A 22854-nucleotide genomic window follows, 5' to 3' on the forward strand; every position below is an offset into this window, starting at 1 on the left:
TTTTCACGACCCTAAAACCATGTCAATAATCATGAACAAGACCACGCAGGAGCCGCCCCATACAAACCGTCAGCCTCAGTTTTTATCGTTTTTCCTCAGGCGCCGACCGTTTATGGGCCTTCGCCATGATGGGATTTGCGCGGTTGTCACTGCCGCGCGTTGACGGCATCGGCTTCTGGAAGCTCTGCGGTTCGGGCACCGGCGAAGGTTTCACCCCCGTGCCCAATACGGCTGTTTATGCGATTCTCGCCACCTGGCCCGATCTTGAAACCGCCCGCAGGCAAACCCGCGATGCCGCGATCTTCCGCCGCTACGAGCGCCGCGCCATCGAGGCCTGGAGCGTGTTTCTCGGCCCGACTTCCGTGCGTGGCCACTGGTCGGGCGCGGCCCCGTTCCAATCAGGCCACCACCAAGACGACGGACCCCTCGCTGCCCTAACCCGCGCCACAGTGCGCCCCTCGGCGGCATTGCGGTTCTGGCGGCGGGTCCCCGATATCAGCGCGGTGATCGGGCACGATCCGAATGTCGCCTTCAAGATCGGCATCGGCGAGGTGCCCCTGCTGCATCAGATCACCTTCTCGATCTGGCCCGATGCCGACGCCATGGCCGCCTTTGCGCGTCATGATGGCCCCCATGCCCGCGCCATCCGTGCCGTTCGCGACGGCAACTGGTTTCGCGAAGAACTTTACGCCCGCTTCCGTGTGCTCGATACACGTGGCACATGGAATGGCGGCCAACCGCTTGCCAAACTCTCAGGACAGACATGACAGCAGCTTTCCCGTTTTCCGCCATCGTCGGCCAGGAGCAGATGAAACTGGCCATGATCCTGACCGCGATCGAACCCCGTCTGGGCGGCGTTCTGGTGTTCGGCGACCGCGGCACCGGCAAATCCACAGCTGTCCGGTCTCTGGCCGCCCTCCTGCCACCGATCACAGCAATCAAGGGCTGTCCGGTCAATGCCGCCACCGCCGCCGACTGCCCCGACTGGGCCGGGATCACCACGACCGACACCATCGAACGCCCCACCCCGGTGATCGACCTGCCGCTTGGCGTGACCGAAGATCGTGTGACCGGCGCTCTGGATATCGAACGCGCGCTGACCCAAGGGGAAAAGGCGTTTCAGCCCGGCCTTCTGGCGCGCGCCAATCGCGGCTATCTCTATATCGACGAGGTCAATCTGCTTGAGGATCACATCGTCGACCTGTTGCTCGACGTGGCCCAATCCGGCGAAAACGTTGTCGAACGCGAGGGGCTGTCGATCCGCCATCCGGCGCGCTTCGTTCTGGTCGGCTCGGGCAACCCCGAAGAGGGCGAATTGCGTCCCCAGCTTCTGGACCGCTTCGGCCTCTCGGTCGAGGTGACCTCGCCCACCGATATCGACGAGCGGATCGAGGTGATCCGCCGTCGTGACGCCTTCGACATGACCCCTGATGCTTTCCTTGCCGCATGGCAGGACAAGGATGCCGCGATCCGCGAGCGTATCCTGTCGGCCCGCGCCACATTGGACAGCACCGAAGCAGGTGATGCCATCCTGCGCGATTGCGCCAAGCTGTGCGTGGCCCTTGGTGCCGACGGTCTGCGCGGGGAGTTGACGCTGCTGCGCGCCGCCCGCGCGCTTGCCGCCTATGAGGGCGCCGATACCGTCAGCCGCGATCACCTGCGCGCCGTGGCGCCTCTGGCGCTCAGCCACCGTCTGCGCCGCGATCCGCTGGACGAAGCGGGATCAGGTGCCCGCGTCGCGCGCTGCGTGGCGGATGTGCTGGGATGACCGAAGACCGGGTTCCCGCCTCAGCCTGGTCGCGCGGCCTGCGCGCGCTGGCGCTGTTGGCGGTGGACCCGACGGGCTTGGGCGGGCTGACCCTGCGGGCGCGCTGCGGTCCGGTGCGACAGGCCTTCGAAGATGCGATCACCCGGCTGCCCATGACGCAACGGCGCATCCACCCCGAGATTTCGGACACACAACTTTTCGGCGGCCCTGACATTGCCGCCACACTGGCCGAGGGGCGTCTTGTGCTGGACCCAGGGCTGGCCGAAACGCCGGCCCTGTTGATCCTTCCCATGGCCGAACGCGCCGCACCGGGCCTTGCGGCCCGTCTTGGCCAGATCCTCGACTCCGCGCGCGGGCACGGCCTGATCCTGCTGGACGAGGGGATCGACAGCGACGAACAGGCCCCCTCCGGACTGCGCGACCGGCTGGCTTTTGACGTGGATCTGAACGACACCCGCTGGCCCGAGGCCATCGCCCGGCTGCCCGCCCCCGGCGATCTTGATACCGCCCGTGTCCGATTGGCCCATGTCGCCGCCTCCTCCGACGATCTGACCACGCTCACCACCTCGGCCGCGCGCTTCGGCATAGACAGCCTGCGCGCCCCCAGCCTTGCCCTGCGCGCCGCCCGCGCCATAGCTGCACTCAACGGCCATGACGCGCTCAGCGCCGACGATCTACGCGAAGCGGCCGAACTCGTCTATCCGTCCCGGGCTACCATGCTCCCGCAGGACGAGGACAAAGAGGACGCCCCCGAGCCACCCGCGCCCGAGGATCCCCCCGACCAGCCGCCTGACCAGCCGCCTGACCAGCCGCCCGACGCGGGCGACACCGACGGCGCCATGGATATCCCCGACGAGCTGCTGATCGAGGCTGTGCGCGCCCTGCTGCCCCCATCGCTTCTGGACCAGATCGCCGAAGGCCGCAGCACTCGTGGCGGCGCATCGGGCGCAGGCGCCGGTGCACGGCGCAAGGGCAATCGGCGCGGCCGTCCGCTACCGGCGCGTCCCGGCCATCCCGATGGACGCTCGCGCATCGATGTCGTCGCGACCTTGCACGCCGCGGCACCGTGGCAGGCCGTGCGCCGCCGCCAACGGCCCGACGCGCCGCAAAAGGTCATCATCCACCCATCCGACATCCACCTGCGCCGCTTCGAGGACCGCTCGGACCGACTGCTGGTCTTCACGGTCGACGCTTCGGGCTCCGCCGCGCTGGCTCGTCTGGCCGAAGCCAAGGGCGCGGTCGAGTTGTTGTTGGTGCAGGCCTATGCCCGGCGCGATCAGGTCGCGCTTGTGGCTTTTCGCGGCACCGGTGCCGACGTGCTTTTACCCCCCACAAGATCGCTGGTGCAGGCCAAGCGGCGGCTCGCTGCGATGCTCGGCGGCGGCGGCACGCCGCTGGCCGCTGGTCTGGTGGCCGCCGCCCTGCTGGCCGAGCAATCCCGCAGCCGGGGGCTTTCGCCTGCTCTGGCGCTGCTGACCGACGGACGGGCCAATGTGGCGCTCGATGGCCGCGGCGACCGCGCGCAAGCGACACAAGACGCCGAGATGATCGCCCGCCAGCTTTTCGCGCAGGGCTTTCCCGGCGTGGTGATCGACACCGCCACCCGCCCCGGTGATGCCCCCGCCACGCTGGCCGCCCGCATGGGCGCGCGCTATCTTGCGTTGCCACGGGCCGATGCCGCGCGCATCAGCACCGCCGTATCCGCAGCCCTGGACGGCTAGGCCGATGGACTGGAACCGCGACCTTGCAGGTTGGCCCCTCCATTCCCTGTCCCGCCGCATTCGCCACCGCCCACATGACTGGCACGTGCAGGAAAGCGGCACTGGTCCGACGCTCCTCTTGCTGCACGGCGCCGCTGCCTCGACCCATAGCTGGCGGGACCTGATCCCGACACTGGCCCACAGGTTCCACGTCGTCGCCCTCGATTTGCCGGGGCAGGGCTTCAGCCGCGCTGGCACCCGCCGGCGCCTTGGACTGACCGCCATGTCCGAGGATATCGCCACCCTCTGCGCCGCCGAAGGCTGGCAGCCTCATGCCATCATCGGCCATTCGGCGGGCGCCGCTCTGGCGCTCGATCTTGCGCGCCACATGACACGCCCCGACAGCACGCCCCCCGATGTGATCGGCATCAATGCCGCGCTCGACCGTTTCGAAGGTGTCGCAGGCTGGCTCTTTCCAATGCTGGCCAAGGTGCTGGCACTGAACCCGTTAACCGCGACCGCCTTTACTCTTGGCCGCAACCATGAAGACCGCGCGCGGCGGCTGATCGAAAGCACGGGCTCAACGCTGGATGAGGCGGGGCTTGGCCTTTATGCCCGCCTGATTTCCGACCGCAGCCATGTGGAAGCCACGCTTCAGATGATGGCCCAATGGGATATCGAGGCCCTCCTGCCCCATCTGCCCGGGATCACGGCGCGCTGCCTGCTGATCACCGGCGCGCAGGACAAAGCTGTCTCCCCCGAGGTCTCGACCCGTGCCGCGCGCCTGCTTCCCAATGCGCAAATTCGCCGGATCGAGGGGCTGGGCCACCTTGCCCACGAAGAAGACCCCGCCACGCTGCTGGACATCATCACCGGCTGGCTTGCACAGGACTGACGTGCCGCGCCGCGGCGCGACCGGCTGGACACTGCGAACTCAGCCCCTTAACTTCAGCGCATAGAGCGCATTGGCGCTCAAAATGAAGAGGCGCTGAATTTGGCGATCAAGATCGAGATGCTTCGCTGCTTTCGGGCCGTCGCCGAACAAGGCAGCCTCGCAGATGCCGCCGAGGTACTGGGCCGCACGCCCTCGGCCGTGTCGATGATGCTGCGCCAGTTCGAGGATCACATCGGCGCACCCCTGTTCGAAAGTGCGCGCAAATCCCGCCTGACCCCCCTGGGCGAGTTGATCCACGCCGAGGCCCGCCGCGAGCTTGACCATTTCGACCGCACCATCGCCGCGATCGAAGGCATGTCCCGCGCCGAGGCCGGGCATGTCCGGCTGGCCGTCACCCCCTCCGTGGGTCAGGTCATCATGCCCTCGATCCTGCGCAGCTTCATGGCGGCGCATCCCGGCGTGCATGTGGATATGCGCGACAGCCATTCCGCGGCCGTGCAGGACGATCTTGCCGCGGGCCGGGCCGATATCGGGTTGGCCACCCTGCCCCCAATGCCGGGGTTCGAGCGTCACCTGATCTTCACCGACCGTTTCGGGGTCGTCTGCCGGTCCGATCACCCGCTCGCGCGCGACTGGTCGGATCTGCGTTGGTCGGATCTGAATGGCAGCCAGTTCATCGCCAACGGCCTGTGCCATCTTATTCAGGACGATGGCTTTCTGCCGCTACTCGAAGCGTCGCGTCTCAACGTGGCCAACACTGCCTCGCTGCTCAGCATGGTGCGCGCGGGCGCGGGTGTCACGCTGCTGCCGGAACTGGCCATGCAGCGCGCCGATGAGGATCTGGCCTTCCTGCCGCTTCTGGACAGCAGCGCGCGGCGCGAGGTCTGGATGCTGACACCGCCCGCCCCCCTGATGACGCCTGCCGTTCAGGCGCTTGCGCGCGCGATCCGCAGCGCCGATCTGCCCGCTCCCCAGGCCTGAGCGCACTCAATCCTGGCATCACTTCAGAGTTGCTGAATTTTTCTTCAGAAGTTTGCGTTTGCCTGAAACGCTTCTCTCTGCCCTTCTGCCCCGCATCATCTTCGAAGACCGACTCAGAACGGGGGCTGCACCATGACCGACACCAAATTGAACCATATCGCGGGCGAATGGGTCGCTGGTGGCAGCGAGATTGAAAACCGCAACCCCTCGGATCTGACGGATCTTGTCGGCCTCTTCACACAAGCCACACCCGATCAACTGGACACCGCCCTTGACGCCGCCCGCAGCGCGCAGGCCGAATGGGCCGCTTACGGCCTCGAGCGCAAACAGGCCATCCTGATGGCGATCGGCACCGAAATGATGGCGCGCGCCGAGGAATTGGGCACTCTGCTCAGCCGCGAAGAGGGCAAACCCCTCGCCGAAGGCAAGGGCGAGGTCTATCGCGCCGGGCAATTCTTCACCTATTACGCCCATGAAGTCCTGCGCCAGCTGGGCGAGAATGCCGACAGCGTCCGCCCTGGCATCGAGGTCGATGTGCGCCGCGAACCGGTCGGCACCGTCGCCGTCATCAGCCCGTGGAACTTCCCCACCGCCACGGCCAGCTGGAAGATCGCCCCGGCGCTGGCTTACGGCAACGCGGTGATCTGGAAACCCGCCAACCTGACCCCCGCATCGGCCCATGCCCTGACCGAGATCATCACCCGGCAGGACATCCCCAAAGGTCTGTTCCAACTGGTGATGGGCGCAGGCCGCGACGTGGGCCAGCGCCTTGTCAAAAGCCCCAAGGTCGATGCGATCTCGTTCACCGGCTCGGTGCCCGTAGGCAAGGGGATCGCTATGGCGGCCATCGGAAACCTGACACGGGTGCAGATGGAAATGGGTTCGAAAAACGCCCTTGCGGTGATGGACGACGCCGATCTCGATCTGGCGGTCACGCTGGCACTTGGCGGCGCTTTCGGGGGCACCGGGCAGAAATGCACCGCCTCCTCGCGGCTGATCGTGCATGCGGCGGTGCATGACGCCTTCGTCGAGAAACTGGTGGCCGGCGCGCAGGCGATGAAGGTCGGGCACGCTCTGGCCGAAGGCACCCAGATCGGCCCCGTGGTCAGCGAACAACAGCTTTCGGAAAACCTCGCCTATGTCGAGCTTGGCAAATCCGAAGGCGCCGAGCTGGCCTGCGGCGGCGCGCGCCTCACGCTCGAGACCGATGGCTACTTCATGTCCCCCGGCGTCTTCGTGAACACCACCAACCAGATGCGCATCAACCGCGAGGAAATGTTCGCCCCATTGGCCGCCGTCATCAAGGTCGGCTCCTATGACGAGGCGCTCGCCACCGTGAACGACACCAATTTCGGCCTGACCTCGGGGATCGTCACCAAAAGCCTTTCCCGTGCCACCCATTTCCGCCGCAATGCGCGCACCGGCGTCGTCACCGTCAACCTGCCCACTGCCGGCACCGATTATCACGTGCCCTTCGGCGGACGGGGCGACAGCTCTTACGGGCCGCGCGAACAGGGCATCCATGCGCGCGAGTTCTACACCACCGTCAAGACGGCCTATATCGCCTCAGGCCTGCCGGAGTAAGCGCCGTGGGATATCGCATCGACTGCCTGCAATATGCCAACTGGTCCGAAAAGATCTTCCGCCAGATGCGCGAAGGCGGCGTCGATGCGGTCCATGTCACCATCGCCTATCACGAGAATTTCCGTGAAACCGTCCTCAATATCGAGAAATGGAACCGCTGGTTCGAACAGTTCCCCGATCTGATCTTTCACGGGGAATGGGCCAGCGACGTGGTCCGCGCCCGCGACACAGGGCGCACCGCGATCTTTTTCGGCTTCCAGAACCCCAGCCCGATCGAAGACGATATCGGTCTCGTCGAGGTGCTGCACAAGCTGGGCGCGCGCTTCATGCAGCTCAGCTACAACAACCAGTCCCTTCTGGCGACCGGCTGCTACGAGGCCGAAGACCCCGGCATCACCCGAATGGGCCGTCAGGTCATCAAGGAAATGAATCGGGTCGGCATGGTCGTCGACATGAGCCATTCCGCCGACCGCTCCACCATCGAGGCCGCCGATATCTCCGAGCGTCCCATCGCCATCACCCACGCCAACCTCCACTCATGGCAACCCGCGCTGCGCAACAAGCGCGACGACGTGGTGCGCGCCGTTGTGGACAATGGCGGGATGATGGGCTTTTCGCTCTATCCCCATCACCTGCAGGGCAAGTCCGACTGCACGATCGACAGCTTCTGCCAGATGATCGCCACCGCTGCTGACCGCTTCGGCGTAGAGCATTTCGGCATCGGCAGCGATCTGTGTCAGGACCAGCCCGACAGCGTGGTGGAATGGATGCGCGTCGGTCGCTGGACCAAGGAAATCGACTATGGCGAAGGCTCGGCCACAGCCCCCGGCTTCCCGCCGCAACCCGACTGGTTCCGCGACAACCGCGATTTCAGCAACATCGAGGACGGCCTACGCCGCGCCGGGTTCAACGACACCGAGGTTGCGGGCCTGATGGGCGACAACTGGCTGCGCTTTTTCGAACAGAACTTCACCCCGGCTGACATAACGCCGGACACATAAGGGCCCAAGTGCCCACCCCAAGGATATTCGCAGGGAGAACAGAATGTCCGACATCACACACAAGACCAACGCCTCCAGTGGCGGACTTCATCACATCAACAAGCCGCTTTTCGCCATCACCGGCGGCTTCATCGCGATCTTCTGCCTGATCGCGCTTTTTGACCTAGACCTGCTGTCGCGCATGGTCGATGCCAGCTTTGCCTTCTCGGCAAAATATTTCGGCCTCTACTGGCAGCTTCTGCTGTTGGGAACCTTCCTGATGGGGCTGGTTCTGGTGGTGCTGCCCGGCAGCAAGGCCATTATGGGCGGGCTCGACCGGCCCGAGTTCCCGCTGTTCCAGTGGGGCGCGATGATCATGTGCACCCTGCTGGCCGGCGGTGGCGTGTTCTGGGCCGCGAGCGAGCCAATGGCGCATTTCCTGTCATCGCCGCCCCATTTCGGAGCCGAGGCTGCGACGCCCGACGCCGTCAACCCGGCGCTGGCGCAAAGCTTCATGCATTGGGGCTTTCTGGCATGGGCGATCCTCGGTGCCCTGACCACGGTGATGCTGATGCATTACCACTATGAAAAGGGCCTGCCGCTTTCGCCGCGCACGCTGCTTTATCCGGTGTTCGGCGACAAGGCGATCAACGGCCCCATCGGCCTCATTGCGGATGCCTCCTGCATCATCGCCGTGGTGGCGGGCACCGTCGGCCCCATCGGCTTTCTGGGCCTGCAGGTCAGCTATGGCCTCGGCGCGCTGTTCGGTCTTCCCGACACCTTCGCCACTCAGGCGGTCGTGATCCTCGGGCTGGTCGCGATCTACACGGTCTCGGCGATGACCGGCCTGTCCAAGGGCATCCAGATCCTCAGCCGGTTCAACGTGATCCTTGCCGGGCTTCTGCTGGTGTTCATGCTGATCGCCGGCCCCACGATGTTCATTCTCAAGGGCTTTGTCGGCGGCTTCACGACCTATGTGACCGATTTCTTCGGCATGGCGCTTTATCGCGGCGATGCGGGTCTCTTTGGCGAGCCGGGCTGGCTGGGCTGGTGGACGGTGTTCTTCTGGGGCTGGTTCCTTGGCTACGGACCGCTGATGGCCATGTTCATCGCGCGCGTGTCGCGGGGCCGGTCAATCCGGTCGATCATCATCATGCTGTCGATCGTGGCGCCGATCGTGACCGCTTTCTGGTTCACCATCGTGGGCGGCACCGGCCTCAGCCAGGAGCTTGCCAACCCAGGTTCGGTCTCGACCGCCTTTGAAGGCTTCAACCTGCCTGCGGCGCTTCTGGCCATCACCCAGCAATTGCCGATGGGCTTCATCGTATCTATCCTGTTCCTGATCCTGACCACGGTGTTCGTGGCCACGACGGGCGACTCGATGACCTATGTGATCTCGGTCGCCATGTCCTCCGAGGACAAGCCCGCCCTGCCGGTGCGCATGTTCTGGGGGGCTGCCATGGGCGCGATGGCGCTGATCCTGATCTACACAGGCTCGGGCGGCATCGGCAAACTGCAAAGCTTCATTGTCGTGACCGCAGTTCCGGTGTCGCTGGTATTGCTGCCTTCGCTGTGGGACGCGCTGCGCATCACCCTTGCCAAGGGCCGCGGTGACGCATGATAAAAAGGGGCGGTCCGCTGGCCGGGCCGCCCTATCATCTGATATGACAAGACCGGAGGAGCCCCATGCACCAGCCTGACACGCAGCCCGTAGCGCCCCGGCATCCCGATGTCGTGATGCGGCTTGACCGGCTCGGCTCCTTTCATCAATCCCGCCTCAGTTTCATGCGCATCCTGCTGCGCCGCCTGCAATCCGAGGGCTGGCGCTTCGAATGCGCCCTGTTCGATATCGACGCGCGTGGCGTGGGCCGTGCGGTCTATACCGCCCATGGCCCCGACCGCAGTTATTCGCTTGTCGCCTTCGCCAACGACCTGCCCCCCGAAAAACGCTCGGACCGGGTGATCGCCACCGAATGGGACGCGACCTTCACATTGTTCGACGGCGTGCCCGACGCGGCCGATCTCGACCGCCTGCAGGCCAACGTGCCCCGGCAAGAGGCTGGCCGCGTGTCCGAAAAAGAGCTGTCTCTGAGCCGCGCCAATCGGTCCGTCAGGCTTTGGGATCATGTGGTGGACAGCCTTGCCTCGGGCCATCAACCCGACCCCGCCCGCGTGGCCGAGGTGGGGTATCTGATGCGCACCACCGCCGTCTACGGCTCAGGCAAGTTTGGCGCAGCGGACCGCGAACAAGTCGCCCACCGCCCCGAATGTCAGGCCCCCTTCCAGATCGAGATGCTGTCTGTTTACCTGACTCGCGCCTTCGTCATGGACCTTGTCGAACACATGGCCCGGATGCGCGCGCCCGACACCGCCGTGCCGCTTGATCCCGATCTGCGCCGCCGCTTCGGCATCGGCAATTCCACCGGGCTTGGCATGGCGCCGTTTCTGGTCACCCATCCCGCGCTCCTGAACAACTGGATCGCCACCCGCGAAGAGGCGCTGGCCCGCATCCGCAGCCTGCCCCGTGCCTCCGCCGACGAAGCCCAGACCCTGCGCCGCTTCGCGATCCGTGCACAGCTTCACGCCGCCGACTGGCACTCCGATCACCCCGTGCAGATCGCCAAACTGGAGGCGCTGCGCGCCGACATGGCATCCCTTCTGGCCCATCTCGCCACCGCCGACCTTCAGACCGACCAGCCCTGGAACCGGCTGTGGCTCTGGGCGGAAGGCGCGCTCACGCTCGAAGGTCAGGAACTTCTGGCCTCGCTTCTGCTAGAACCCTACCCGCGTCTTGTCGATCCGCTGGCCTGCTGCATGGCCGCCGACGAATCCGCCACCTGGCGCATCGACGGCGCCATGAGCACCGCACGCCTGCGCGCGCTTGTGCAGGAGATCTACGGCTGGGCGCTCGCCATCGACTGGACAGATCCCGACGCACAGGCCCGCGTCTGGTATACTTCCGAAGCCAAGCTCGAACCCCGCCTTGGCGAACGCTTCGACGAGCCGATCGAACCCTATGAGCAACCGCTCTGCCCCGGTCGCGACGCCGCGCGCCTCTGGTCGGATCTGTCCAAGACAACCGAGGACAGCGTGGCCGGCTTCCTCATGCGCCACCCGCAGCATCGCCACATCGTGCGCCGCGCCCAGATCGCCTCGCGCCTGCCCTATGCCGAGATCCGCGACAACACGATCGACGCCACCATGATGCCGATCGACATGCTGCGCCTGAAACTCAGCTTCTTCGGCGCCTGCCATTTCGATCCCCGCTCGGATCGCTGGCTGCGCATCAACATGTATCAACACGCCCCCTTCCCGCATGAACTGGGTGACCGTTCAGGCGATGACTGGGCCTATCCCTTCCTTGCGGTGGCCGCCGAATGACCTGGTCGCTGAACGAGATCGAGGCCCTGTCGCGCAAGGCCGCGCGCGGCGCGGGCCTGAGCTGGGGTCTGGCCGAAGAGGCCGGCAAGGCCGCCCGCTGGCTGGTGGCGCAAGGGCTACCCGGCCCGCAGGTTCTGGCAGATCTGCTGACCCGCAACGACGGCACGACCTACGAGACGCTCTGCCCCCACGACGAGGATGAAGGCCGCTGGACCGCGCGCGGTGGCACGCTCTGCCCGCTGATTTCCGGCGCAGCCCTGTGCGATCATGCCTCGCGTCTTGCGGCCGGTGAGGCGCTGCATCTGGGCCGCACCGCCAGCCCGATGCTGCTGCTGCCCTATCTCGACGCCGCGGCCCGGATGGCCGGGCGCAGCGTCACCGTGTCATGGGAGGGCGTGTCGGTCACCTGTGGTGCCGCCGATGACATTCCCGACGGCATGACCGACGCTCTGAGCACCACCATGGTGGACGCCGTGTCGATCCTGCCCGGCGCGCTCTGCGACACCGAGACACCATCGCCAACGGCCCGCGCCGACATCCCCGAAGCAACCGCGCGGCAACTCGACGCCTTCGCGCAGCGCACCTATGCGCCGGAAACCGAAACAAGCCGTCTGGCGGGTGCGGGCGCGGGTCTCACCGACAACGACTGATCCCGCGCGCCGATACCCGTCTCAGAACTGCCAGAGCGCCGGGATGAACCGATAGGCATCGCCCTCGCGCTGCACATGACCCACACCCGGGAACGGGAAGTGATAACCCAGAACCGCGATCCGGTCCTCGGCGGCCATGTCCAGCAGCCGCTTGCGCGTGGCGACCGTCTGTTCGCCATCGGCGTCAAAGCCGTTATACCAGTCGGGATGCGCGAAATTCGTATAGGCGTGGCTCATCGAATCCCCAAGCGCGATCAACGACCGGTCGCCGCTATCGACCCGCAGGCTCATATGCCCCGGCGTATGGCCGGGCGTGTCGAACATGGTCAGGCCCGGCACAACCTCGTGCCCGTCCTGCACCAGCGTCCATTCCACACCCTCGGTCTCGATGGAATTGACCGCGCCGACGACGAATTGCTGCATGTCCGGCTCGACCTGATTCACCAGACCATCCTGCATCCAGAACGCATGTTCGGCCTCGCCCATAAGATGCTCGGCATCCGGCAGGATCGGCTCTTCGAAATCGTCGATTATCCCCCAGATATGATCGGGATGCGCATGGGTGATGACCACATGGGTGATCCCCGATGGATCGATCCCGGCACGCTCGAGGTTGCCCATCAACCGGCCCGCGGTATCGGCCATGAAGCGGCTGCCGGATCCCACATCCACCAGCACCCTGGCATCCCCGATTTCGACATAAAGGTGGTTCGTGTGCGAATAGCCCATCTCGGGCGACAGGAAATGCCGCTCGAGGAACGCCTGAACCTCGGCGGGATCGGCATTGATGCCCAGCCCGTCCGTGGGCAGCCGGAAATACCCGTCCGAGACCACGGTCAGCCGGGCATCGCCCACGGAAAAGCTGAAATGCGACGGGTTGCCCCCCTGCGGCGCGCCAAGCTCGGCGCGGGCGGCGGCGGCGGGCAGGGCAAAGGCGGGGGCCGCGGCGGCCATCTTCAGCAGATCACGACGCGTGGGTTTGAGCAAAGTCATGTGGATCCTCCCTTGGTTCGACCCAAGGATACTGGCCACACGGCGCAACGCAACACGTTTCATGAATATGACGGACGATACCGCAACGCGCCGCCGGTGTCCGGACGGGGCGCCGTGCGGCCCCGGGTCAGCTCATCTCTTGCAGCCGCGCCACATAGCGCGCCAGCGTGTCGATCTCGAGGTTGACCGCATCGCCCACCGCCGCCTGTCCCCAGGTTGTCGATTGCTTGGTATGCGGGATGAAATTGATCCCGAACGTGCAGCCCTCCACCTCGTTCACCGTCAGCGATGTGCCGTTCAGCGCGACCGACCCCTTGGGCGCGATGAATTTCGCCAACGCCTCAGGGGCGCGCAATGACACGCGCGTGCTGTCGCCCTCGTCGCGCACCGCCACGATCTCGGCCAGCCCGTCGACATGCCCCGACACGATATGCCCGCCCAATTCGTCCCCGACCTTGAGCGCGCGCTCCAGATTGATCCGATGACCTTCGGTCCAGCCCTTCACGTTGGTCTTGGACACCGTCTCGGCGCTGATATCCACGTCGAACCAGTCCGCGCCCTTGTCCACCACCGTCAGGCACACCCCGTCACAGGCGATCGACGCACCTATATCGACGCTCTGCATGTCATAGCGCGTGCCGATCCGCGCCCGCAGATCGCCGCGCATCTCGACCAAGCGCACCTGCCCCACATCCGTGATGATCCCCGTGAACATGATAGACCTCCGATTGGGTTCTCTACGGGACGTAGCCGCGCCAATCGCCACTGGCAAGGCGCCGAAGCCTCTGCCGGACTTAATTTTGCCGAATTTTTCCGTTATGAATGATATCCGGTAAACGGTTTCACGGGTAATGATCACGCGCATGACTGGCAGCGTTCGGACATTTTTGTTTCTGCAGGGGCCTCACGGGCCCTACTTCTACCGGCTTGCGCAGATGCTGACACGCACCGGTGCAAAAGTGCTACGCGTGGGCTTCAACGCCGGCGATCAGGCGTTCTGGCGTGACCGCTCCAGCTATATCCCGTTTCTCGGCAACGCCGAAGACTGGCCAGACACGCTTTCCGCCATTCTGACTGACAAGGCGGTGACCGATCTCGTGCTCTATGGCGATACCCGTCCGATCCATGCTCAGGCGATCCGCCTTGCCCGTGCTGCGGGCCTGCGTATCCATGTCTTCGAAGAAGGCTACCTGCGCCCCTATTGGGTCACCTATGAACGCGGCGGGGTGAACGGCCATTCGCGCCTGATGGACATGAGCGTGCCCGAAATGCGGGCCGCGCTGGAAAACTCCGACATGGACACCGCCCTGCCCCCCGCCAGCTGGGGCGACATGCGCCAGCATGTGTTCTACGGCGCGCTCTATCATGGCTTCGTGCTTCTGATGAATCGCCGCTACCGCAATTTCCGGCCCCACCGCGCTCTCGACGTGCGGCAGGAGTTCAAGCTCTACCTGCAGCGCCTGTTGCTGATGCCGTTTCAGGCGATCGAACGGCATATCGCCACGTCCCGCATCAAATACGGCGGTTTTCCCTACCACATCGCGCTGTTGCAGCTCGAACATGACGCCTCCTTTCAGGCCCATTCGCCGTTTGCCTCGATGACCGAATTCCTGGAAACCGTGATCGGCGGCTTCGCCAAGGGCGCACCGCGGCACCATCACCTTGTCATCAAGGCCCATCCGCTCGAAGACGGGCGCGTGCCCATCCGCCGCGAACTGCGCAGGCTGGCACGCGATCATGGCCTTGAAGGGCGCGTGCATTACGTGCGTGGCGGCAAGCTGGCGCAGCTTCTCGATGAGGCGCGCAGCGCCGTGACGGTCAATTCCACCGCCGCCCAACAGGTGCTCTGGCGCGGTATTCCGCTCCGGACATTCGGCGCGGCGGTCTATGCCAAGCCTGAATTCGTCTCGACCCGCCCGATCGAAAAATTCTTCGCCGGCGCCGAACGCCCCGACAGGCGCGCATACGCCGATTATCGCAGCTTTCTTCTGGAAACCAGCCAGGTCGCGGGCGGGTTCTATTCGTCTCGCGGGCGGCGCCAATTGCTCCGTCAGACGGTCGACATGATGCTCGCACACGAAGACCCCTACGACGCGCTTCGCCTCGGGACCGCGGCACCTCGGCAACAGTTGCGGGCGGTGACCTGAGCATCTGCAATCACGGCGCTGGATTTTATCGCCGGATTCCGATAGGTTGTCAGAAAAATAAAATCGGCAGGCAAATAAAATCGGCAGGCAAAAAGGTCGAGGAGACCGAGCAGTGAAATTCAGAACCAGTCGCTGGGCGAAAAATGTCGCCCTTGTTGTCAGTGTTGCCACCGTCTCATCCTGTGGGATCCTTCCGCGCGTTGGCCCCACCAAGAACGAAATCTTCGCAGGCTCCGTTCAGCGCGAGGGTGACGCCTTCATCGTATCGGCCAATGACCGCGTGACCCGCGCCACCGCCGTGCAACCCGCGCTCGGCTTCTCCGAGGAATTCCGCAATGCAGGCATCCTTGGCTCCGACACGATCCGCCCCGGCGACGTGCTGGGCCTGACCATCTGGGAAAACGTCGATGACGGGCTTCTGGCCGGCGAAGCCGCCAACCAGACCGTGCTGCAAGAGGTGCAGGTCGATGGCTCGGGCTTCATCTTCGTGCCCTATGCCGGGCGCATCCGCGCCGCTGGCAACACGCCTGACGCGATCCGCCGCATCATCACCTCGAAACTCGACGAACAGACACCCGACCCCCAGGTCGAAGTGCGCCGCCTCGCCGGCGACGGCTCGACCGTGTCGCTGATTGGCGCTGTGGGCGCACAGGGCGTCTACCCGATCGAGCGCCCGACACGGACGCTTTCCGCGATGCTCGCCAATGCCGGCGGCGTGGCCATCGAACCCGAAATCGCTCAGATCACCGTGATCCGCGGCAACCACCGCAGCAAGGTCTGGTTCCAGGATCTGTTCAACGATCCCTCCTTCGACATCGCGCTGCGCGCGGGCGACCGGATCCTCGTCGAACAGGACACGCGCGCCTTCACCGCCCTTGGCGCCACCGGCGCGCAAGCCCGCGTCCCGTTCGAAACCCAGACCCTCAGCGCCGTCGAGGCCCTGGCCCAGGTGGGCGGTCTGACGCCCACCGCCGCCGATCCAACCGGTGTGTTCGTGATGCGCAACGAACCCGCCGCCATCGCCAATCAGGTGCTTGGCCGCGACGACCTCATCGGCGCGCAGCGCATGGTCTATGTGCTCGATCTGACCAAACCCAACGGCATGTTCATCGCGCGTGACTTCTCGATCCGCGACGATGACACGCTCTACGTGACCGAAGCGCCCTTCGCTCAATGGGGCAAGGTCATCTCGGCGCTCACCGGCACGCTTGGCGCGGTCAGTTCGGTCGCGACCTCGGCAGACGTGCTCAGCGGCAACTGATGCCCGCGCCACACGCGCATGATCCCGCCGCAGGCGATGCGCCGCGGCGGGTTTTCCATGCCAATGCAGGCTTTCTGCACCAGCGCCGCCTGCGCCGCATCCTGTCACTTGCCGGTTACGATCTCCGCCTCGGATGGCCCGGCCCCTCGGACCTTGTCGCCGTCTGGGGCCAAAGCCCCTATGCTCCGCGCGGCGAGGCTCTGGCCGCGCGCACCGGCGCCGGGCTCATCCGGATCGAGGATGCCTTCCTGCGCTCGCTGCATCCCGGCCGCTCGGGCGAGCCGCCCCTCGGGCTGGTGATCGACCATCAGGGCGTGCATTTCGATCCCGCCACCCCCTCCGATCTGGAAACCCTGCTGGCGACGCATCCGCTGGACGACACACCCCTGATGGACCGCGCCCGCGCGGCCATCGCCCGCCTGCAAGAAGCGCACCTGACCAAATACACCGCCTTCGATCCCAAGGCACCCTGCCCCGAGCCCGGCTATGTGCTGGTCATCGACCAGACCCGTGGCGACGCCTCGGTGACCCATGGGCGGGCCGACGCCAACACGTTTCGCGAAATGCTCTTTCATGCGCAGACCGATCATCCCGGTGCGCCCGTGCTCATCAAGACCCATCCCGAAACCGTGCAGGGCCACCGCGCAGGCTATTTCGGGGCCGATCTCGAAACCGACCGTATCCGCCTGTTCAGCGATCCGGTCAGCCCTTGGGCGCTGCTCGACGGGGCCATTGCCGTCTACACCGTCAGCTCGCAACTGGGGTTCGAGGCGATCTATGCCGGGCACAAGCCGCATGTCTTCGGCCAGCCTTTCTATGCAGGTTGGGGCCTGACCCAAGACCATCACCCGATGCCCCTGCCACGCCGGGGCCGCCCGCTCAGCCGCGCACAGCTCTTCGCAGGCGCGATGATCCTCTATCCAAAATGGTATGACCCTTGCCGCGACAGGCTCTGCCCGCTCGAAGACGCCATCTCTGCGCTCGAAGCACAAACCCGCACCTGGCGCGAGGATCACGCGGGCTGGGTCGCCTCGGGCATGCGGCTCTGGAAACGCGGCCACCTGCAACGCTTTTTCGGCGGCGTGCGCCCGGTGCGCTTCCGGTCCGATCCGGCCAAAGCCGCCGCACTCGCCCTCAAGACAGGCCGCCGCCATATGTGCTGGGCCTCGGGCACGACGCCCGCGCCCGACGCTCTGCGGCTCGAGGACGGGTTCCTGCGCTCGCGCGGTCTGGGCGCCGATCTGGTCCCGCCCCTGTCGCTGGTCTGCGACGATCTGGGCATCTATTACGATCCCGGCGCCGAAAGCCGCCTTGAACGGCTGATTGCCAGCCGCGCCCAGTTGCGTCCCGATCAGCGCGACCGCGCCGAGGCGCTGATCGCCGCCCTGACTGCCCGTGGCCTGAGCAAATACAATCTTGGCGGGCTGCTTCCCGATCAGGCAGAGTTGCCACCCGGCCAGCGCATCCTCGTGCCGGGTCAGGTCGAAAACGACGCCTCCATCCGGCTTGGCGCAGGCGCCGCGGTGGCGACCAATCTTGCCTTGCTGCAAAAAGCCCGCTCGGAAAACCCCGGCGCGGTGATCCTCTACAAACCCCATCCCGATGTCGAAGCCGGACTTCGCCCCGGCGCGCTGACCCCTGCGCAACTGGCAGGGCTTGCCGATGCGGTGCTCGATCGCACCGATCCGGCGACGCTTCTGGATCATGTGGACGCAGTCTGGACGATGACCTCCCTGTTGGGCTTCGAAGCGCTGCTGCGCGGCCTGCCGGTGACCACGACGGGCGCGCCTTTCTATGCCGGCTGGGGTCTGACCCGCGATCTTGGCCCGGTCCCGCCTCGGCGCCGCGCGCGCCCGTCGCTGGCCGGCCTCGTCCATGCCACGCTGATCGACTATCCGCGCTATCTTGATCCGATCACCAACCTGCCCTGCCCGGTCGAGGTGGTGCTTGATCGTCTCTCGCAAGGTCCCGCCCCGCGACCCGGTCCTGCCAACCGGGCGCTTGCGAAGCTTCAGGGCGCTTTTGCCAGCCAGTCATGGATCTGGCGGCGCGGCGGCTGACGACCCGCGAAGCGACGGCAAACACACCTTGCGGCCCGATGTCGTCGTCTCGACCGAGACGGGCAAACCATAGACATCGCCAAGCGCGCTTGCGGTCAGCACCTCATGGGCCGGGCCATGCGCCCGCATGCCGCCCTCCTTCATGAGCAGAACCCGGGCCTCCAGCGCAAAGGCCTGATCGGGATCATGGGTCGACAGGATGACGCCGCAGCCTTCCGCCGATGCGGCCTGCGCCAGCAGGGCGATCTGCGCCAGAACCTGCGCCTGATTGCCGAAATCAAGGCTGGCCGTGGGCTCGTCCATGACGATCAGCGGCGCCTCTTGGGCCAGCGCCCGGGCGATGAGCACAAGCTGGCGCTGCCCCCCGGACAGGCGGGAATAATCCCTGTGCGCCAGATCCCCGATCCCAAGGCGCTCCATGGCCTCCTGCGCGATGGCGCGGTCCTGCCGTCCCGGTTGCCCGAAGGCGCCAAGCCGCGCGGTCCGGCCCATCAGCACGACCTCCAGCGCCTCGAATGGAAACGGCGGCGCATGCGCTTGCGGCACATAGGCGATCCGTCGGGCGATATCCGCGCGGCTTTGCGCCGTGATCGGCTGGCCCGCCAGCATGACATCCCCGGCAAGCGGCGGCAAAAGACCCAGAAGCGTTCGGAAAAGCGTTGTCTTGCCACAGCCGTTCGGTCCCAGAAGGCACAGGATATCGCCCGGCCTGACCGACAGGCTCAGACCCGCGCCGATCGGCTCCCGGCCATAGCCGATGCTCAGGTCGCGCGCCTCCAGCATCACGACCATCCCTGTCGGCCGCGCGCCAGCAGCCAAACGAAGAACGGCGCCCCGATCACCGCCGTGAGGATCCCCAAAGGCACCTCGGCCTGGGCGATCGTCCGCGCCAGCGTGTCCACCATCAGCAGATATCCCGCCCCGATCAGCACCGAAACCGGCAGCAACCGGCCAAAGCCCGGCCCCACCAGCATCCGCGCGATATGCGGAATGACCAGCCCGACCCAGCCCACGACGCCCGCCAGCGCCGTGACGCTTGCGGTGATCAACGTCGCCGCCACGATCACCACAAACCGCGTGCGCCCGGCCTCGACGCCAAGCGCGCGCGCTTCCTCGTCTCCAAGGCTGAGCACATTGATACGCCAGCGCAACAGCGCCAGCGGCACCAGCCCCACCAGCACCGCAGGCACAGCCGGAAGGATATCCTCGGTTGTGATCGCCGCCAGCGAGCCCAAAAGCCAGAAGGTGATCGCCGGCAATTGGTCATAAGGATCGGCCATCACCTTGAGCAGCGACGTCGCCGCCCCCGCCAGCGCCCCGATCACCACGCCGATGAGCACCAGTGTCAGGGTCCGGTCGGTATTGCGCACCAGCGACGCGACAAGCGTCACCACCCCAACCGCCGCCATGCCGCCCACAAAGGCCGAGGCCTGGATCGCCGCCACCGGCAGCGACAGGAATATCCCCGCCACGGCCCCCAGACCCGCCCCCGCCGACACACCCAGAATATCGGGCGACACCAAAGGATTGCGAAACAGCGCCTGATAGCTGGCCCCAGCCGCGGCCAGCGCCGCGCCGACCAGCAGCGCCGCCCCCACTCTCGGCAGGCGGATGCTCCAGACCACGATCTCGGCCTTCGCATCGCCCCGGCCGAGCAGCGCCGCAAACGTTTGCGCGGGGCTCAGGCCATAAGGCCCGATCATCACCGCACCGAACACCAGCGCCGCAAGAGCCAGCAGCAGAGCGCCCGTCAGGCTCAGGACCGGCCTTCGCAAGCCTATCTTGGCGGTCGTCCCTCGGCCCATTCCAGCACCCCCTCCAGGTCCTCGTCACTCAGCTCGACGTGATAATAGAGCTCATAGAACTCACGTGTATCCCGGCGCAGATCGTCCTCCCACCGATCGGGGTAAAGCAACCCCGCCATCCAGCGCAGACCCATCATCCGGTTCAGCGACGGGGGCCGGTCGATCCAGCCGAAAGGGGCCGTGGGCGACAGATAGACCCGTCCTTCGCGCACCGCCTCGATCCCTTGCCAGAGCGGATCATCGAACACGCTTGCATGAAAATTCCTGTCCCATGTCACGATGATCTCGGGATTGGCCACGATCACCTGTTCCATCGACGCCTGCACCAGACCGCGTGTCGCGCCACCATCATCGGCCACGTTCCGCCCTCCGGCGCGCTCGATGATCTCGGTATTGATCGAGCCTTTCATGCCGGTCTCCAGCCCTTCGGGCCCGCGCGCGAGATAGACACGCGGGCGCGCCTCGGGCGGCACATCCGCAAGGATCGCGTCGATCCGGGCGAATGTCCTCTCGACATCGCGCGCCAAGGCCTCGCCACGCTCCGGAACCCCAAGCACCTCGCCCAGAAGCCGCAGCGCTTGCGGTGTGTTTTCGAACCGGCCATCGATCAGGATATAGGGAATGCCGGTCTGTTCCTGCACGCGGTTTGCAAGATCGACATAGGTATCGCGGACCGATCCGAAATCGACGATCAGATCGGGATTGATCTGCAGCACCCGTTCCAGATTGGCCTCTCCGCCGCGCCCGGTGATGCGCCCGGTCTCGGGCAGGTCGCGGAACGGCTCGGCGATATAGGGGCGTTCTTCGGCGCGCAAGGCGCGTGGCCAGCCGGTCAGCGCCTCGGGCTTCATGATATAGACAAGGATCGAGGCCGGTGGCCCTGCGGCAAAGACAGTGCCGATCTCATCGGGGATATCCACAACGCGCCCGGCGCTGTCAGTGATGCTGCGCGCCTGCGCGGGCAGCGCCAGCAGGGCAAGAATAAGCACCAGATACCGCATCTCTGTCTCCTGTCGGCTGTCGCCTGTTTGGCCGCGTCACAAGACCCGCGCCCGGACCGGACCATGCGCGCGCTTCCGCGATCAGAGCACACTCCGCGCCGCGCGACAACGGCTTGCCGATTCCCTCTTGGCCACTTGAGTTCAACGTTGGTCGTTAGCGCGCTCGAAGCCTGCGCCGCCGCAGCGCCTTGACGACGGGCCAGACGATCACCAGCAGCGTCATGACGATCAGAACAGCCGAAATCGGCCGCGTGAACAGCTCCGTGGCATCGCCGCGGCTGATCAGCAAGGCGCGCCTGACGCTTTGCTCCGCCATCGGCCCAAGGATCATGCCAAGGATGATCGGCGCCAGCGGCACGTTCACTTTCTCGAACAGATACCCGATCAGCCCGGCGCCAAGCATCACCCACAGATCGACCGGACGACCGTTGATGACATAGACGCCAACGCACATCAAAATCAGGATCGACGGCACCAGAAGCACGCCGGGCAACCGCTGGAACTGTGCGAAGACACGCGTCGCAAGCGTTCCGCCCAAGGCAAAGATCAGCACCGAGGTCAGAAGCATTTCCATCATGAAGCCGCCCACAAGAACGGGATTCTGATGGAACAGCTGCGGGCCGGGTTGCAGCCCGTGAATGGTCAGCGCGCTCAGGACCAGCGCCGCGACCACATTGCCGGGAATACCCAGCGACAGCGCCGGGATCATCGAGGCGGCATTGTCCGCATTGTTCCCGCATTCGGCCGCCGCCACGCCCTGCGGATTGCCCTTGCCGAAGCTTTCGGGATCGTCCGAGGCATTCTTGGCCGCGTTGTAACTCAGAAAGGCGGCAATATTGCCGCCCGCGCCGGGCAGGATGCCGACCGCGATACCGATGCCCGAAGACCGCAGCCATGTGGGGAGGAAACTGCGCAGCTCCGCGCGGGTGAACGGCACATTCGTCAGCTTCAGCTGCGCCGCCGACAACCCCTTGAGATCGCATTTCTCGGCCAGTTGCAGAACGGGTGGCAGCGCATAAAGCCCCACCAGCACCACGATCAGATCCAGCCCGCCCAGCAACCATGTCTGATCGAAGGTAAACCTTGCCTGACCTGACAGATTGTCGATCCCCATGGTGCCGATCAACAGGCCCAAAACCGCCGCCATGATCCCCTTCACAGGGTCCGACCCGACCATCACCCCCACCGAGGCCATGCCGAAAATGGCGATCCAGAAATATTCCGCAGGCCCGAAATGCAGCGTGACCCGCGCCAGAAGCGGGCCGACCGTCATCAGCGCAATCGCGCTGGCGACGCCGCCCACCGCCGAGGACCAGCAGGCGATCTTGAGCGCCTTGGACGCCTCGCCCCTGTCGGCCATGGGAAACCCGTCAAAGGTCGTCGCGATCGACGCGGGCGTTCCGGGGATCCGCAACAGAATGGCCGGGATGGCACCGCCATACATCGACCCGTTATAGATGCCCGCGACCATGCCAAGTGCCACCAGCGGATCCATCGAATAGGTCAGCGGCAGAAGAAGTGCGATGGCCATGACCGGGTTCAACCCCGGCAGCGCACCGATGAACACGCCAAGCAGCGTCGCCCCGATCATCGCGACAAGCGGGCCGACCGTCAGAACCTGCGCAAGGGCGTTCGTATAGAACTCCAT

General features: G+C 65.6%; 19 protein-coding genes. 13 read left to right on the forward strand and 6 right to left on the reverse strand.

Annotation, left to right across the window (positions count from 1 at the left end; all coding sequences use genetic code 11):
• The first annotated feature begins 59 nt into the window (after positions 1-59).
• From crtA to RAZWK3B_RS08895, 10 genes are all read left to right on the forward strand, one after another.
• Positions 60-767 (forward strand): spheroidene monooxygenase, encoded by a 708-nt coding sequence (gene crtA, locus RAZWK3B_RS08850; protein WP_037295395.1) that lies wholly within the window; start codon positions 60-62, stop codon positions 765-767.
• A complete protein-coding gene (bchI, locus tag RAZWK3B_RS08855) occupies positions 764-1768 on the forward strand; it encodes a magnesium chelatase ATPase subunit I (protein ID WP_007814272.1) in 1005 nt (334 codons plus the stop codon). Before crtA ends, bchI begins: the two co-directional genes overlap by 4 nt.
• Positions 1765-3489, forward strand: coding sequence for a magnesium chelatase subunit D (locus RAZWK3B_RS08860; RefSeq protein WP_007814274.1), 1725 nt, complete (start codon positions 1765-1767; stop codon positions 3487-3489). Before bchI ends, RAZWK3B_RS08860 begins: the two co-directional genes overlap by 4 nt.
• A gap of 4 nt (positions 3490-3493) precedes the next feature.
• Complete coding sequence (gene bchO, locus RAZWK3B_RS08865; RefSeq protein ID WP_007814276.1) at positions 3494-4363, forward strand: alpha/beta fold hydrolase BchO; 870 nt, start codon at positions 3494-3496, stop codon at positions 4361-4363.
• 99 nt (positions 4364-4462) lie between these two features.
• The gene (locus RAZWK3B_RS08870) at positions 4463-5344 is read left to right on the forward strand and encodes a LysR family transcriptional regulator (RefSeq protein WP_007814278.1); all 882 of its coding nucleotides are present in this window, start codon (positions 4463-4465) and stop codon (positions 5342-5344) included.
• 132 nt (positions 5345-5476) lie between these two features.
• Complete coding sequence (locus tag RAZWK3B_RS08875; protein ID WP_007814279.1) at positions 5477-6928, forward strand: aldehyde dehydrogenase family protein; 1452 nt, start codon at positions 5477-5479, stop codon at positions 6926-6928.
• A gap of 65 nt (positions 6929-6993) precedes the next feature.
• The gene (locus tag RAZWK3B_RS08880; RefSeq protein ID WP_232279507.1) at positions 6994-7929 is read left to right on the forward strand and encodes a membrane dipeptidase; all 936 of its coding nucleotides are present in this window, start codon (positions 6994-6996) and stop codon (positions 7927-7929) included.
• Between the two features lie 43 nt (positions 7930-7972).
• On the forward strand, positions 7973-9529 hold the full coding sequence (locus RAZWK3B_RS08885; protein ID WP_007814283.1) for a BCCT family transporter: 1557 nt from the start codon (positions 7973-7975) through the stop codon (positions 9527-9529).
• A gap of 65 nt (positions 9530-9594) precedes the next feature.
• Positions 9595-11289 carry a hypothetical protein gene (locus RAZWK3B_RS08890; RefSeq protein WP_007814285.1) on the forward strand — a complete coding sequence of 565 codons (1695 nt, stop codon included), beginning with the start codon at positions 9595-9597 and terminating at the stop codon, positions 11287-11289.
• Complete coding sequence (locus RAZWK3B_RS08895; RefSeq protein WP_007814286.1) at positions 11286-11939, forward strand: DUF3726 domain-containing protein; 654 nt, start codon at positions 11286-11288, stop codon at positions 11937-11939. The genes RAZWK3B_RS08890 and RAZWK3B_RS08895 overlap by 4 nt, the downstream gene beginning before the upstream one ends.
• A 21-nt stretch (positions 11940-11960) precedes the next feature.
• On the opposite strand, the gene RAZWK3B_RS08900 is transcribed toward RAZWK3B_RS08895, so the two are convergent.
• Together RAZWK3B_RS08900 and RAZWK3B_RS08905 are read right to left on the reverse strand one after the other, a co-directional pair.
• Positions 11961-12932, reverse strand: a complete 972-nt coding sequence (locus RAZWK3B_RS08900; protein WP_007814288.1) for an MBL fold metallo-hydrolase — start codon at positions 12930-12932, stop codon at positions 11961-11963.
• A 127-nt stretch (positions 12933-13059) separates the two neighbouring features.
• Complete coding sequence (locus RAZWK3B_RS08905; RefSeq protein WP_007814289.1) at positions 13060-13647, reverse strand: riboflavin synthase; 588 nt, start codon at positions 13645-13647, stop codon at positions 13060-13062.
• A 148-nt stretch (positions 13648-13795) separates the two neighbouring features.
• On the opposite strand from RAZWK3B_RS08905, the gene RAZWK3B_RS08910 reads away from it, so the two are divergent.
• The 3 genes from RAZWK3B_RS08910 to RAZWK3B_RS08920 all read left to right on the forward strand — a co-directional run bounded on the left by RAZWK3B_RS08910 (position 13796) and on the right by RAZWK3B_RS08920 (position 18400).
• Positions 13796-15079 carry a capsule polysaccharide biogenesis protein gene (locus RAZWK3B_RS08910; protein WP_037295505.1) on the forward strand — a complete coding sequence of 428 codons (1284 nt, stop codon included), beginning with the start codon at positions 13796-13798 and terminating at the stop codon, positions 15077-15079.
• 112 nt (positions 15080-15191) lie between these two features.
• Complete coding sequence (locus RAZWK3B_RS08915; protein ID WP_007814294.1) at positions 15192-16340, forward strand: polysaccharide biosynthesis/export family protein; 1149 nt, start codon at positions 15192-15194, stop codon at positions 16338-16340.
• Entirely contained in the window at positions 16340-18400 is a 2061-nt protein-coding gene (locus tag RAZWK3B_RS08920; protein ID WP_007814298.1) for a capsule polysaccharide biogenesis protein, read from the forward strand. The genes RAZWK3B_RS08915 and RAZWK3B_RS08920 overlap by 1 nt, the downstream gene beginning before the upstream one ends.
• Here the strand turns inward: RAZWK3B_RS08920 and RAZWK3B_RS08925 are convergent.
• From RAZWK3B_RS08925 to RAZWK3B_RS08940, 4 genes are all read right to left on the reverse strand, one after another.
• Complete coding sequence (locus tag RAZWK3B_RS08925; protein ID WP_007814301.1) at positions 18374-19183, reverse strand: ABC transporter ATP-binding protein; 810 nt, start codon at positions 19181-19183, stop codon at positions 18374-18376. The two genes, RAZWK3B_RS08920 and RAZWK3B_RS08925, sit on opposite strands and share 27 nt — an antisense overlap.
• Positions 19183-20205 (reverse strand): FecCD family ABC transporter permease, encoded by a 1023-nt coding sequence (locus RAZWK3B_RS08930; protein ID WP_007814303.1) that lies wholly within the window; start codon positions 20203-20205, stop codon positions 19183-19185. The genes RAZWK3B_RS08925 and RAZWK3B_RS08930 overlap by 1 nt, the downstream gene beginning before the upstream one ends.
• A complete protein-coding gene (locus RAZWK3B_RS08935) occupies positions 20178-21206 on the reverse strand; it encodes an iron ABC transporter substrate-binding protein (RefSeq protein ID WP_007814304.1) in 1029 nt (342 codons plus the stop codon). The genes RAZWK3B_RS08930 and RAZWK3B_RS08935 overlap by 28 nt, the downstream gene beginning before the upstream one ends.
• A gap of 154 nt (positions 21207-21360) precedes the next feature.
• Positions 21361-22854 carry a tripartite tricarboxylate transporter permease gene (locus RAZWK3B_RS08940; RefSeq protein ID WP_007814306.1) on the reverse strand — a complete coding sequence of 498 codons (1494 nt, stop codon included), beginning with the start codon at positions 22852-22854 and terminating at the stop codon, positions 21361-21363.

It is taken from the genome of Roseobacter sp. AzwK-3b, from assembly GCF_000170875.1.
Taxonomy (GTDB): domain Bacteria; phylum Pseudomonadota; class Alphaproteobacteria; order Rhodobacterales; family Rhodobacteraceae; genus Roseovarius; species Roseovarius litoreus.

Bases quoted from the DNA above. Each gene is read 5' to 3' on its own strand.
- RAZWK3B_RS08925 (WP_007814301.1), bottom strand. From the start codon at position 19,183: ATGCTGGAGGCGCGCGACCTGAGCATCGGCTATGGCCGGGAGCCGATC.
- RAZWK3B_RS08885 (WP_007814283.1), top strand. From the start codon at position 7,973: ATGTCCGACATCACACACAAGACCAACGCCTCCAGTGGCGGACTTCAT.
- RAZWK3B_RS08910 (WP_037295505.1), top strand. From the start codon at position 13,796: ATGACTGGCAGCGTTCGGACATTTTTGTTTCTGCAGGGGCCTCACGGG.
- RAZWK3B_RS08875 (WP_007814279.1), top strand. From the start codon at position 5,477: ATGACCGACACCAAATTGAACCATATCGCGGGCGAATGGGTCGCTGGT.
- RAZWK3B_RS08930 (WP_007814303.1), bottom strand. From the start codon at position 20,205: ATGGGCCGAGGGACGACCGCCAAGATAGGCTTGCGAAGGCCGGTCCTG.
- RAZWK3B_RS08920 (WP_007814298.1), top strand. From the start codon at position 16,340: ATGCCCGCGCCACACGCGCATGATCCCGCCGCAGGCGATGCGCCGCGG.
- RAZWK3B_RS08900 (WP_007814288.1), bottom strand. From the start codon at position 12,932: ATGACTTTGCTCAAACCCACGCGTCGTGATCTGCTGAAGATGGCCGCC.
- RAZWK3B_RS08905 (WP_007814289.1), bottom strand. From the start codon at position 13,647: ATGTTCACGGGGATCATCACGGATGTGGGGCAGGTGCGCTTGGTCGAG.
- bchI (WP_007814272.1), top strand. From the start codon at position 764: ATGACAGCAGCTTTCCCGTTTTCCGCCATCGTCGGCCAGGAGCAGATG.
- bchO (WP_007814276.1), top strand. From the start codon at position 3,494: ATGGACTGGAACCGCGACCTTGCAGGTTGGCCCCTCCATTCCCTGTCC.
- RAZWK3B_RS08860 (WP_007814274.1), top strand. From the start codon at position 1,765: ATGACCGAAGACCGGGTTCCCGCCTCAGCCTGGTCGCGCGGCCTGCGC.
- RAZWK3B_RS08895 (WP_007814286.1), top strand. From the start codon at position 11,286: ATGACCTGGTCGCTGAACGAGATCGAGGCCCTGTCGCGCAAGGCCGCG.
- RAZWK3B_RS08880 (WP_232279507.1), top strand. From the start codon at position 6,994: ATGCGCGAAGGCGGCGTCGATGCGGTCCATGTCACCATCGCCTATCAC.
- RAZWK3B_RS08890 (WP_007814285.1), top strand. From the start codon at position 9,595: ATGCACCAGCCTGACACGCAGCCCGTAGCGCCCCGGCATCCCGATGTC.
- RAZWK3B_RS08940 (WP_007814306.1), bottom strand. From the start codon at position 22,854: ATGGAGTTCTATACGAACGCCCTTGCGCAGGTTCTGACGGTCGGCCCG.
- RAZWK3B_RS08935 (WP_007814304.1), bottom strand. From the start codon at position 21,206: ATGCGGTATCTGGTGCTTATTCTTGCCCTGCTGGCGCTGCCCGCGCAG.